The organism is Devosia sp. LjRoot3, from assembly GCF_964252865.1.
Taxonomy (GTDB): domain Bacteria; phylum Pseudomonadota; class Alphaproteobacteria; order Rhizobiales; family Devosiaceae; genus Devosia.
Map to the genome: position 1 here is coordinate 247,352 of NZ_CAXUPK020000003.1, position 12,717 is coordinate 260,068.

11 protein-coding genes are annotated in these 12,717 nt (G+C 61.4%); 8 read left to right on the forward strand and 3 right to left on the reverse strand.

Translation table 11 applies throughout. From position 1 onward, the window contains the following. The first annotated feature begins 25 nt into the window (after nucleotides 1–25). The 3 genes from ACSQ2A_RS12185 (at nucleotide 26) to catB (ending at nucleotide 4,770) form a co-directional block, all read left to right on the forward strand. The gene (locus ACSQ2A_RS12185) at nucleotides 26–358 is read left to right on the forward strand and encodes a hypothetical protein (RefSeq protein ID WP_436072458.1); all 333 of its coding nucleotides are present in this window, start codon (nucleotides 26–28) and stop codon (nucleotides 356–358) included. A 201-nt stretch (nucleotides 359–559) separates the two neighbouring features. Continuing rightward, nucleotides 560–3,871, forward strand: coding sequence for a carbamoyl-phosphate synthase large subunit (gene carB, locus ACSQ2A_RS12190; RefSeq protein ID WP_436072459.1), 3,312 nt, complete (start codon nucleotides 560–562; stop codon nucleotides 3,869–3,871). Between the two features lie 275 nt (nucleotides 3,872–4,146). Beyond that, nucleotides 4,147–4,770: a type B chloramphenicol O-acetyltransferase gene (gene catB / locus ACSQ2A_RS12195; RefSeq protein ID WP_436072460.1), complete on the forward strand. Its 624-nt coding sequence runs from the start codon at nucleotides 4,147–4,149 to the stop codon at nucleotides 4,768–4,770. A gap of 36 nt (nucleotides 4,771–4,806) precedes the next feature. Here catB and ltaE read toward each other — a convergent pair whose 3' ends face one another. Then, complete coding sequence (gene ltaE / locus ACSQ2A_RS12200; protein WP_295412465.1) at nucleotides 4,807–5,826, reverse strand: low-specificity L-threonine aldolase; 1,020 nt, start codon at nucleotides 5,824–5,826, stop codon at nucleotides 4,807–4,809. Nucleotides 5,827–5,877: 51 nt separating this feature from the next. Further along, nucleotides 5,878–6,855, reverse strand: a complete 978-nt coding sequence (locus ACSQ2A_RS12205) for a class I SAM-dependent DNA methyltransferase (protein ID WP_295412467.1) — start codon at nucleotides 6,853–6,855, stop codon at nucleotides 5,878–5,880. 509 nt (nucleotides 6,856–7,364) lie between these two features. On the opposite strand from ACSQ2A_RS12205, the gene ACSQ2A_RS12210 reads away from it, so the two are divergent. Continuing rightward, complete coding sequence (locus tag ACSQ2A_RS12210) at nucleotides 7,365–7,574, forward strand: cold-shock protein (RefSeq protein WP_035080396.1); 210 nt, start codon at nucleotides 7,365–7,367, stop codon at nucleotides 7,572–7,574. 65 nt (nucleotides 7,575–7,639) lie between these two features. On the opposite strand, the gene ACSQ2A_RS12215 is transcribed toward ACSQ2A_RS12210, so the two are convergent. Continuing rightward, nucleotides 7,640–8,791: a PQQ-dependent sugar dehydrogenase gene (locus tag ACSQ2A_RS12215; RefSeq protein ID WP_436072461.1), complete on the reverse strand. Its 1,152-nt coding sequence runs from the start codon at nucleotides 8,789–8,791 to the stop codon at nucleotides 7,640–7,642. A 301-nt stretch (nucleotides 8,792–9,092) separates the two neighbouring features. On the opposite strand from ACSQ2A_RS12215, the gene greA reads away from it, so the two are divergent. The 4 genes from greA to ACSQ2A_RS12235 all read left to right on the forward strand — a co-directional run bounded on the left by greA (nucleotide 9,093) and on the right by ACSQ2A_RS12235 (nucleotide 12,708). Beyond that, entirely contained in the window at nucleotides 9,093–9,566 is a 474-nt protein-coding gene (gene greA, locus ACSQ2A_RS12220; protein ID WP_295412470.1) for a transcription elongation factor GreA, read from the forward strand. Between the two features lie 157 nt (nucleotides 9,567–9,723). Then, complete coding sequence (gene trxB, locus ACSQ2A_RS12225) at nucleotides 9,724–10,674, forward strand: thioredoxin-disulfide reductase (RefSeq protein ID WP_436072462.1); 951 nt, start codon at nucleotides 9,724–9,726, stop codon at nucleotides 10,672–10,674. Nucleotides 10,675–10,791: 117 nt separating this feature from the next. Then, complete coding sequence (locus tag ACSQ2A_RS12230; protein WP_295412474.1) at nucleotides 10,792–11,685, forward strand: LysR family transcriptional regulator; 894 nt, start codon at nucleotides 10,792–10,794, stop codon at nucleotides 11,683–11,685. Between the two features lie 315 nt (nucleotides 11,686–12,000). Then, nucleotides 12,001–12,708, forward strand: a complete 708-nt coding sequence (locus tag ACSQ2A_RS12235; RefSeq protein ID WP_436072463.1) for an HAD family hydrolase — start codon at nucleotides 12,001–12,003, stop codon at nucleotides 12,706–12,708. Nucleotides 12,709–12,717 lie beyond the last annotated feature (9 nt).

Here is a 12,717-nt window from a genome sequence, read left to right on the forward strand (position 1 = left end):
GCGCCGCACCCGCCGGAGAAAACTGATGCGTGGTCTCGCCCTCACCGCCGCACTACTCTTGGCCTCTCCGGCCAGTGCGGAAGAACTTTCCGCATGGCAGCAGCAGAAATGCGCGCTCTACACCGACGCCTGGGCCCGCGCGCTTGATGGCATTGGCTCGGAGGACATCAAGTACAACTTCCTCGCGACCAACGAGAATTTCATCGCATCAGGTTGCACGGAGCAGATCGCTATCTGTCCGCGATCCAATCAGGAGCGGGACATAGCTGACCTCGTCACCCTGGTGATGATGAACGAAGGCGCTGCCAGCACCTTCCTGCCGTTTCGCTGTCCGGCTGAGCAGACCGCCCAAGAGTAGGGAGGGGATGACCACTGTTATGCGCCGCGCCCCCTTCCCTTTGCGCGACTCTTCGGTTAGACAGCCCACCTAACCACCATGTTCGGTCTTTTCCCCCGTGCCGCAGCGCTCAGTTGCAGCGCGGGTTCGCGCGGACAGGTGTGTCCGGGCGATTCCTCCCCTCGCCCGCTGTCCAGATTGTTAGAACAGAGCGAGCCCCGAATGCCAAAACGTACCGACATCAAATCGATCCTGATCATCGGCGCGGGCCCCATCATCATCGGGCAGGCTTGCGAATTCGACTATTCCGGCACCCAGGCCTGTAAGGCACTGAAGGAAGAGGGCTACCGGATCATTCTGGTGAACTCCAATCCGGCGACGATCATGACCGACCCGGATCTCGCCGACGCCACCTACATGGAGCCCATCACCCCTGAAGTGGTGGCAAAGATCATCGAGAAGGAACGCCCCGACGCGCTCCTCCCCACCATGGGCGGCCAGACCGCGCTCAACTGCGCGCTTTCCCTCCGCAAGATGGGTATCCTCGACAAGTTCAACGTCGAGATGATCGGCGCCACCGCCGAAGCCATCGACAAGGCTGAAGACCGCGAGCTCTTCCGCGATGCCATGAAGAAGATCGGGCTCGATACCCCGCGCTCCATGCTCGCTCACAACACCATCGAAGCTCTGCAGGCGCTTGAGGTCATTGGCCTCCCCTGCATCATCCGCCCCAGCTTCACCCTCGGCGGCACCGGCGGCGGCATCGCCTACAATCGCGAAGAATACCTCGCCATCGTCGAAAGCGGTGTCGACGCCTCCCCGACCAACGAAGTCCTCGTCGAAGAATCCGTCCTCGGCTGGAAGGAATACGAGATGGAGGTTGTCCGCGATAAGAAGGACAACTGCATCATCATCTGTTCGATCGAGAACATCGATCCCATGGGCGTGCACACCGGCGACTCCATCACCGTCGCCCCTGCACTGACCCTGACCGACAAGGAATACCAGATAATGCGCGACGCCTCGCTGGCGGTCCTGCGCGAGATCGGCGTCGAAACCGGCGGCTCCAACGTCCAGTTCGGCATCAACCCCAAGGACGGCCGCATGGTCGTCATCGAAATGAACCCGCGCGTGTCGCGCTCTTCGGCCCTGGCCTCGAAGGCCACCGGCTTCCCGATCGCCAAGGTCGCCGCTCGCCTCGCCGTCGGCTACACGCTCGATGAACTCGAAAACGACATCACCGGCGGCGCCACCCCGGCTTCGTTCGAGCCGACCATCGACTATGTCGTCACCAAGATCCCGCGCTTTGCCTTCGAAAAGTTCCCCGGCGCCGACAACCGCCTGACCACCTCCATGAAGTCGGTCGGCGAAGCGATGGCTATCGGCCGCACCTTCCAGGAATCGCTGCAAAAGGCCCTTCGCTCGCTCGAAACCGGCCTGACCGGCCTCAACGAGATCGGCATTCCGGGCCTCGGCGAAGGCGAAGACAAGAACGCCATCAAGGCCGCCCTCGGCACCCCGACGCCCAACCGTCTTCTCCACGTCGCCGAAGCCATGCGTCTCGGCGTCTCCAACGAAGACATTTTCGAAGCCTGCAAGATCGACCCCTGGTTCCTCGAGCAGATGCGCGGCATCGTCGACATGGAAGCCAAGGTCAAGCAGTTCGGCCTCCCCCAGGAAGCCGCCTCGCTGCGCCAGCTGAAATCCATGGGCTTCTCCGACGCCCGTCTGGCTCAGCTCGCTGGCCTCAAGACTTCCGACGTCCGCAAGCTGCGCCACAGCCTCGAAGTGCGCCCCGCCTACAAGCGCATCGACACCTCGGCCGCCGAATTCGCTTCGCCCACCGCCTATATGTACTCGACCTACGAAGCCCCCTTTGCTGGCAAGGTCGACGATGAAGCACGCCCCTCCGATCGCAAGAAGGTCGTCATCCTCGGCGGCGGCCCCAACCGTATCGGCCAGGGCATCGAGTTCGACTATTGCTGCTGCCATGCAGCCTTCGCGCTGGCCGATGCCGGCTACGAAACCATCATGGTCAACTGCAATCCGGAAACCGTTTCGACCGATTACGACACTTCGGACCGCCTCTATTTTGAGCCGCTGACCGAAGAAGACGTGATCGAAATCCTGCTCACCGAAAAGCAGAACGGCACCCTTCACGGCGTCATCGTTCAGTTCGGCGGCCAGACCCCGCTCAACCTCGCCGAAGCCGTGCAGAAGGCCGGCGTGCCGATCCTCGGCACCCAGCCTGACGCTATCGATCTCGCTGAAGACCGCGACCTGTTCATGAAGCTCCTCAACAAGCTGGAGCTGACTCAACCCAAGAACGGAATCGCCTACAGCCTTGAACAGGCTCGTCTTGTTGCCGAGCGCCTGGGCTATCCATTGGTCATCCGCCCGTCCTACGTGCTCGGCGGCCGCGCCATGGCCATCGTCCACTCGGCGGCCGAATTCGAGCGCTATGTTCAGGACACCCTGACCGGCCTCGTCCCGCCCGACATCCTGCAGCGCTACCCGAACGACAAGACCGGCCAGATCAATTCGGTCCTCTCCGACAACCCGCTGCTGTTCGACGCTTACCTCTCCGGCGCCATCGAAATCGACGTCGACGCCCTTTGCGATGGCAAGGATGTCTTCGTGGCCGGCATCATGGAGCATATCGAAGAAGCCGGCATTCACTCCGGCGACTCCGCCTGTTCTCTGCCCCCGCGCAGCCTGCCGCCCGAGGTCATCGCTGAACTCAAGCGCCAGACCACCGAGCTCGCCTTTGCCCTCAAGGTCGGCGGCCTGATGAACGTACAGTTCGCCTATAAGGACGACACGATCTACCTCATCGAAGTGAACCCGCGCGCCTCGCGCACGGTACCCTTCGTGGCCAAGGTCATCGGCGAACCCATCGCCAAGATCGCCTCGCGCGTCATGGCCGGCGAAAGCCTTGCCAGCTTCAATCTCACCGAGAAGAAGCTCAAGCATATCGCCGTCAAGGAAGCCGTCTTCCCGTTCAACCGCTTCCCCGGCGTCGACACGGTTCTCGGCCCTGAAATGAAGTCGACCGGTGAAGTCATCGGCCTCGACCTCGATTTCGCCATCGCCTTCGCCAAATCCCAGATGGGCGCAGGGCAGAAGGTCCCGACATCAGGCAAGGCTTTCATCTCGGTCCGCGACGATGACAAGCAGTACATCGTCGACATGGCTCGCCATCTCGTCGAAGCCGGCTTCGAAATCCTCGCCACCGGCGGCACCCAGCGCTATCTCGTTGATAACAAAGTCCCCGCGACCAAGATCAACAAGGTGCTCGAAGGCCGCCCGCATATCGTCGACTCGATGAAGAACGGCGGCGTGCAGCTGGTGATCAACACCACGGACGGCCTCAAGTCGATCTCCGACAGCCGCGACATCCGCCGCACCGCGCTTCTGGCGAAGATCCCCTACTACACGACCATCGACGGCGCCCTCGCCGCCGTGGAAGGCATCGTCGCCCTCCGCCAGGGCGGCCTCCAGGTCCGCGCCCTGCAGGAATATTTCGTGGCCTGAGCGGACACGTCACTTCGACTGACCTGAAAAATCCCCGCGAAAGCGGGGATTTTGCTTTCTACTCGACGACTTCCCAGCTTTGCGCTAACCAAAGCGCACCATGAAGTTGGCAGACCGAAGCAGCTCCATAGCGTTCCTGCGCGCCTGACACGCGCTGAGGGAACGCCTTCAAACCGGCCTCACACGCCGGCGCTTGATGCTGTGCGCCCGCCGGTTTCCCCCTGACAGACTGCAACACTCGCGCCCCCCAAGGGCCGCACCTTCATGGAACAATCATGTCCAACTATTTCGAAAGCCCGTTCCTCGGCATTCCGCTCGACCGTCAGGTCACGAACCCAAACATCGTGGTCGGCCGCTACAGCTATTATTCCGGCTATTATCACGGCCATAGCTTTGATGACTGCGCCCGCTACCTGATGACGACACCGGGCGTCGATCGCCTCCTCGTCGGCGCCTTCTGCTCCATCGGATCCGGCGCCGCCTTCATCATGGCCGGCAATCAGGGCCACCGAAACGACTGGATCAGCACTTTTCCCTTCGCCTTCGTCCCCGAAGCGCCGGAATTTGCCGATGCCCATAACGCTTTCCAGCCCGCTGGCGACACGGTTATCGGCAACGATGTCTGGATCGGCTCGGAGGCAATCATCATGCCGGGGGTCACCGTCGGCCACGGCGCCGTCATCGGCACCCGCGCTTTGGTGACCAAGGATGTCGAGCCCTACACCATCGTCGGCGGCAACCCGGCAAAGCCCATCCGCAAGCGTTTCGCGGATGAGGACATCGCCCTGCTGCTTGAAATGGCTTGGTGGGATTGGCCGGTCGAAAAACTCTCGGCCGCCATGCCGCTCCTCACCTCGGCCGACATAAAAGGCCTCCACGCCTTCTGGCAAAAAGGCTGAAACGCGAAACGCCCGGGTTTCCCCGGGCGTTTCACCTCAATTCGCGAAGAACTTGTCGACAAGCGCCAGCGCACCCTCGACATCGTCGTCGCTCACATCGAGATGCGTCACCCAGCGCTGCTGCCCGTAGCGGCCGATAACGCCAATACCCTTCTCGGCGAGATAGGCGTCAAACCGCTCGGCAATGCTACCATCTGCGCCAACCCAAAGAATGTTGGTATCGGGTGCGCTCACGCTTAGCGCACCATGCCGCGAAAGCCCCTCGGCCAGCCGCTTGGCGCGCCGATGATCGTCGGCCAGCCGCGCAACATTGTGCTCCAGCGCATATATGCCCGCCGCCGCCAGAATACCTGACTGGCGCAGCCCGCCGCCCAGCATCTTGCGATGACGGCGCGCGATATCGATCAGGTCGCGCCGGCCAATCAGCACCGATCCAACTGGCGCCCCCAACCCTTTTGAAAGACAAATCGAAACCGTGTCGAACGGGGCGGAAAAATCGGCGATATCCATGCCCAGCTGCACCGCTGCATTGAACGCCCGCGCGCCATCCAGATGCAGGCCCAATCCATGCCGCTGGGCGATCTCCGCCGCGCCCAACATATAGCCAACAGGCAAAACCCGTCCGCCGAACGTGTTTTCGAGCGCAATCACGCGCGTACGCGCATAGTGGCTGTCGTCGGGCTTGATGGCGGCCTCGATCTCTTCAAGCGCCATGGTGCCGTCCGCCTGGTGGGCAATCGGCTGCGGCTGGATCGACCCCAGCACAGCGGCGCCGCCGGCCTCGTTGACGTAGAGATGCGCCTTCTGACCGGCAATGAACTCGTCCCCGCGCCCGCAATGGCTCATCAGCGCCAGCAGATTGGACATTGTCCCCGAAGGAACGAACAGGGCGGCGTCCTTTTTGAGCATACCGGCCATCTTCTGCTCCAGCAGATTGACCGTGGGATCATCGCCAAACACATCGTCGCCCACCTCGGCCGCAGCCATGGCCGCGCGCATGCCGGCGCTCGGCCGCGTCACCGTGTCCGAGCGAAAATCGTGGCGGATCGTATTCATGAAGAGGTCTCCAGTAAGAAGCCTCTGTGTGCCTTGCTGCGAGGACTTTGACTAGGCCGCGACATCGCCGTCAGAGGCCCCATCATTGGCTGCCGTCAGTTCCACCGCCGGCTTGCGCGCCAAAACCAGAATGCCAGTGATCGGCGCCCCACGGTCCTGCCGCAAGGTAGCCGTCTCAAACCGCAGCACTTCGAGCCCTGCTACCACCAACGCATCCCGCGTCGCCGCCACGCCATGGGCATAGCGCAGGCTTGGCCTCAGGAAGAGCGCCTCTTCCCCGTCATGCGCCTCGAGCGAAAAGGCCACGAGTCCCCCCGGCTTCAATGCCGGCACCAAGGCCGCCAGCACCGGTTGCAGATCGCCGCAATAAATGAAGACATCCGCCGCCGTCATCAGGTCGGCCTCGGCCCGGCGCGCATTGAGCGCTGCCACCAGTTCGGCCTTCTGCAGATTGTCGTAAATCCCCTTGCGCGCCGTCTCGGCGATCATCGCGGCCGAAATATCGACGCCTTCAAGAAAGACCACCTTCTCGCGCAGCTTCTCGCCCATTAGGCCCGTGCCGCAGCCGAGGTCGATCGCCTTTGAAAACCGTTCGATCCCCAGCGCAGCCATCTCTTCGACCACCAGCGCATCGAGCATTTCCGGCACGCGATAGCCGAGCTTGCCCACTAGGGCGTCCTCGAACTGTGGCGCATATTGGTCGAAGAGGGCTTCGACATAGCTCACCGCCGTGCCCTCGCCCGCCGCTCCGGCATTGTGCGCCGCGAGCTTCAGTCGCGCGCCGAAAACGCCGTCGTCATCCAGTGCCTCAAGCCGCCGCCAGGCCGATATCGCCCCAGCGACATTGTCAGCCTTTTCGTGAAAGCTGCCGAGCAGATCCCAGCCTGCGGCCCATTCCGGCGCAATTTCTAGCGCCTGATCCATTAGTTCAGCGGCGGCAGCATGGTCACCACCTTCGGCCAGCATACGGGCATAATCCGCGCGCCGGTCGGCAATGACATCGCCGGAAGAGTAAAACGTCTTGGTCAAGACGACATGACTTTCGAGGAACCGCGCCCAATGCGCAGCGGGCGGGATTTGCCGGAAAAGCGGCGAATTGGCAAGAAAAAACGCTGAACATCGGCGTCACATCACCATGAAGGGTTTTTCTCCCTGTCATGCTGCGTTACACTCTTGGACATAAATGCGGAGCAATATGCTCCACGGCGCAGGAGACGCCCCGGTGGAATCGCCGGCCCGCCTCGCGCCTCTGTTTCGGCCTTACTCGGGCACCGAAACGTTGCGGTCGTGACCTTGTTCGACACCTGGCAGAAATGGAATTCTGCCGGGCGCTTTGTGTTGGAAAAAGCACATATTGATGTGGATTGCGTTTCACGCTACGGTGAACGGATCGAATATTGCGGCCGACTGATCATTTAACGCGAATTGCCATTCGCCTATGCAGACGTCACTTTCCGACAATTCGATAATAGTTGAGATCTGGATCGGGTGCATCGATCGGGATCTTATTGCAGCGACTGCACGAGGGAACGCGCATCATGGCAACGGGCACCGTTAAGTGGTTCAATGGCCAAAAGGGTTATGGTTTTATTCAGCCGGATGAAGGTGGGGCCGACGTGTTCGTCCACATTTCTGCCGTCCAGCGTTCGGGCCTGAATGGTCTCGATGAAGGCCAGAAGGTCTCCTACGAGATCGTCAAGGACAAGCGGACTGGCAAGTCGGCAGCCGATAACCTGACGGCCAGCTGAGCCACAGGCCAGGACTAAATTGTCGGGCGCGTCCGCATGCCGGGCGCGCCTTTTGCTTTGGACGACTACTTGCCTTCAGGCGCGACGCGGATCAGTCGTCCATTGTCTTCGTCGGTGAGCAGATACACTGCCCCATCGGAACCAACCCGCACGTCGCGAATACGGCCCAGCTGCCCTGCGAACAGCCGCTCCTCGCCGGCCACCGTGTCTCCCTCCATATCGAGCCGCACCAGCACATTGCCGCTGAGCCCGCCAACCAGCAGGTCACCCTGCCAGTCCGGAAGCAGGCTGCCCTGGTAAAAATCGAGCCCAGAAGGCGAAATGGACGGATCCCAATAGTGGATCGGCTGCTCCAGCCCCCCCTTCTCGGTCCCTTCGCCAATCTTCACGCCTGAATAGTCGACCCCATAGGTAATGATCGGCCAGCCGAAATTATCGCCGGCCGTGGGCATGTTCACTTCGTCGCCCCCGCGCGCGCCATGCTCCACCGTAAACAGCACACCATCATCCGGCCGAATGGTCGCCCCCTGCGGGTTGCGATGGCCAATGCTCCAGAACTCAGGCGCCCAGCCTTCCGGCTTGGGATTGTCCTCCGGCACGCTGCCATCGGGTGCAATCCGCACAATGCCCCCGGCGAGATCCATCGGGTCCTGCGCCCGCTCCATGCTGCCGCGCTCACCCAGCGTCACAAACAGGTTTCCGTCTGGCGCAATGGCAATGCGCGAACCGAAGTGACGTGTGGAATTGTCGAAATTATTCATGCGGAAGATCACCTTCTGGTCCTCCAGCTGCCCGCCTCCGCCATTGGTCAGCACCAGCTTGGCCGCCATCACGGCCGTGCCCGTGCCCCGCTGCAATCCAGCATCCTCCGCGGGCTCGGCATAGGTGAGGTAGATCTTTCCGCTGGTTTCAAAATCCGGCGCTAGCGCCAGATCGAGCAGCCCACCCTGCCCCCGAGCCACGACATTGGGCACCCCTTCGACAGACCCGCTCACCACACCACTCTCGATCAGCACCAGTCGCCCGCTGCGCTCGGTCACGAGAAACCGCCCGTCCGGCAGAAAGGCCAGCGCCCAGGGGTGATCAAGGCCTTCCGCCAGCACCGTAGCGCGCAGCGGACCCGCGCTGCTTTCCACCGTCTGGGCAAGACCGGGAATCGCCGTCGCCAACACGAAACCCGAAACGAAAAGCGGTAGAATGGGGAGAGATTTCTGCACGACGACCGGCCTTTCCAAGCTTTTGCGGACCACACCCTTGAATGGGCGAGCGAAGCGAATATCTCATTCTCACACACCCGCTTGACCGGAACGCGCCGTGCGGGCAAGTTGGCTCCTGTCTCCCCCAAAACTTATCGTGAAGCGTTGGCCGAACGGCGTTTGGCGGGGAACATCATGCAGAGTGGCATCCAAAAGGGTGCGCTCCAACCACAACCTATCATGGCGCGCGGCGGTCTTTCCGGGGGGAAAGACCAAGGCGCGCCGGATTCATTTGCCTGAAGCCCATTGGAGGCAAGACGACATGGACAAGATCCCGATGACCGTACAGGGCCACAAGACCCTGACTGCCGAATTCGAGCACCGCACTGCCAATGAACGCCGTCGCATCATCGACGCCATTGCCGAAGCGCGTGCTCACGGAGATCTGTCTGAAAACGCTGAATATTCGGCCGCCAAGGAACAGCAGAGCCTCAACGAAGGCCGCATCAAGGAGCTCGAGACCATTCTCGCCCTCGCCGACATCATCGATGTCTCCAAGCTCTCCGGCTCGTCGGTCAAGTTCGGCGCCACGGTGACTTATCTCGATGAGGACACCGAAGAGGAAAAGACCTACCAAGTCGTGGGCGATCCGGAAGCCGATGCTTCGGCCGGCCGCATCTCCATTTCCTCGCCCATCGCTCGCGCCATGATCGGCAAGGCCGAAGGCGATTCGTTCGAAGTCGCCGCACCGGGCGGCGCGCGCAGCTACGAGATCGTCAAGATCAAGTATGTTTGACGCCTAAGATTTAGGCACAGACACAATATCCTGTGTCTTTCCGGCAATTTCGCGGGCCCCGACTGGGGCCCGTTGTCATGAGTGCCTTGAAACCGATCGCCTTCGGCCCTTAATTAGGGTCCGAGGGAATTTTCCTTATTGTCGAAGAGGCGTCGCGATGCACGCGAAAGTCATCATCATTGGTTCCGGTCCGGCTGGCTACACTGCCGCCATCTATGCCGCACGCGCCATGCTCGAACCTGTGATGATTCAAGGCCTTCAGCCTGGTGGCCAGCTCACCATCACCACCGATGTCGAGAACTATCCCGGCTTTGCCGATGTGATTCAGGGCCCCTGGCTCATGGACCAGATGAAGGCGCAGGCCGAACATGTCGGCACCAAGATGGTCAACGACATCATCACCCATGTCGATTTCGATCGCCGCCCGTTCGTGCTCACCGGTGACAGCGGCGACACCTACACTGCGGATTCCCTGATCATCGCGACCGGCGCCCAGGCCAAGTGGCTTGGCCTGCCCTCCGAGCAGAAGTTCCAGGGCTTTGGCGTGTCCGCCTGCGCCACCTGCGATGGCTTCTTCTATCGCGGCAAGGAAGTGCTCGTGGTCGGCGGCGGCAATACGGCCGTCGAAGAAGCCCTCTTCCTCACCAATTTCGCCGAGAAGGTAATCGTGGCGCACCGCCGCGGCGAGTTCCGCGCCGAGCGCATCCTGCAGCAGCGCCTCTTCAAGCACCCCAAGGTCGAAGTGCGCTGGCACACCGAAGTCGTCGAAGTCGGCGGCTCTGCCATGCCGCCCTCGGTCAATGCGGTGACCCTGAAAGACAACTCGACCGGACGCACTTACGAGCAGAAGATCGACGGCGTCTTTGTCGCCATCGGCCATGCTCCGGCCACCTCGATCTTTGCCGGCAAGCTCGACATGAAGGCCGGTGGCTACCTGCAGGTGAAGCCCGGCACGACCGAAACCAATATTCCCGGCGTCTTCGCCGCCGGCGACGTTACCGACGATGTCTATCGCCAGGCGGTTACCGCGGCTGGCATGGGCTGCATGGCCGCGCTCGATGCCGAGCGCTACCTTGCCGAAAACGAACTTGCCGAAGCGGCAGAATAGGCTGCGACTTTATGTTCTGTGAAAAGTGGAACATCGTCATAATGCGTGCCCGACTTTTCGCTAAGTCGGGCCGACTGCAGCTGACAGGCTGACCATCAACGAGAAAGCGTCACGAAAATGCTCGATTGGGACAAGCTCCGGATTTTCCACACGGCCGCCGAGTCGGGCAGTTTCACGCATGCAGCTGAAAAGCTGGGCATGAGCCAATCGGCCGTCAGCCGCCAGATTTCGGCGCTTGAAGACGATCTTGGTCTCAAACTCTTCATCCGCCACGCCCGCGGCCTCGTTCTCACCGAAGTCGGCGAACAGCTCTTCCGCACTGCGCATCGCATGCATTGGGAGTTGCAGCAGGTCGAAACGCAGATGTCCGAGAGCCAGGACGAACCGACTGGCCCGCTCATCGTCACGACCACCGTCGGCATCGGCTCCACCTGGCTATCCTCGCGGCTCGACGAGTTCCTGAAACTCTATCCGCTGATCCAGCTCGAAATCCGCCTCAACGACTCCGAGCTCGACCTTGCAATGCGCGAGGCCGACGTCGCCATTCGCCTGCATCGTCCGAACCAGTCGGAAATGATCCAGCGCAAGCTCTTCACAGTCCACAATCACTTCTATGCCAGCAACAGCTATATCGACGAGCATGGCATGCCGCGGACGCTCGAAGATCTCGACAATCACCGCATCATCAGCTTCGGCGAACCCGTCCCCTCCTATCTCGGCGACATCAACTTCCTCGAACGCATGGGCCGCTCGGAATCGAGCCCCCGCCGCGCCGTCCTCAAGGTCAACGCCATCTACGGCATGATGCAGGCCTGCCGCGCGGGCATCGGCATCGCCATGCTCCCGGCCTATGTGACGGAAAAGGAAGACGGCCTCACCCAGGTCCTCGCCGAAGTCGAACTCCCGGCCTACGAAGCCTATTTCGTCTATCCGCCGGCCCTCAAAAACTCCAAGCGCGTCGGCGTCTTCCGCGATTTCTTGGTCTCCAAGGCGAGGGAGTGGAGCTTCTAGGCTGGCCGCGCTCTTGGCGTCTCGATACCTGAAGGATGTTCAACAAGCTCGAACAGACCCGTAAAGGGGAAGTCCGGCCCGACTAGCCGCCATACTTCCCCGGTTTCGAGATGCCGGTACATGTTTTCGCTAAAAGCGGAAGCACCAAGGTATGGAGAACTTACCGCTAGTTTCGCAGCCCGCCCGTCCGCGACTTGCGCCTCAATCCATGTTTCAAAGCGAAAGAATTCTCCCGGGCTTCGAAAACCACGTATTTCTTCCCATTGGGCTGACATTTAGATGTCCCCGGACGACCTACAGTATGTAGAGCACACCATGCCCCGCATCACCACCATCGCCCTCGATGCCGATGACACGCTCTGGCAAAACGAGCAGTTCTTCCGCCTGACCGAACAGCGCTTCACCGAACTCCTCAAGGACTACACCGAGGCGCCCGATCTCACCGATCGCCTCATCGCCTCGGTGACAAAAAACCTGCAATTCTACGGCTTCGGCATGAAGGGCTTCGCCCTCTCCATGGTCGAAACCGCCCTCGACGTCACCGATCACCGCGTCCCCGGCACTGTCATCGCCGAAATCCTCGCCGCCGGCCGCGAACTCCTCACCTACCCCATCGAAACCCTGCCCTATGTTGACCAGGCCCTCGAATCCCTCGGGGATCGTTACCGCCTGATCCTCGTCACCAAGGGCGACATCTTCGATCAGGAGCGAAAGCTCGCCGCCTCCGGCCTTGCCGAATACTTCGCCGCCATCGAGATCGTCGCTGACAAGAACGCCGAAACCTATCGCCGCATCTTCGCCCGCCACACCGAAGGCCCCGAGCACACGCTCATGGCCGGCAATTCCCTGCGTTCCGACGTCATCCCCCCGCTCGAAGCCGGCGCCTACGCCGTCTACGTCCCCCACGACCTCACCTGGTCCTATGAGCGCGCCGACGAGCCCGAAAACAACCCGCGCTACGCCCGCATAGCCAATCTCGGCGAACTCGAATCGGCCATCGCCGGATTTGAAGCCGCGGTGTAATCTCCCCTC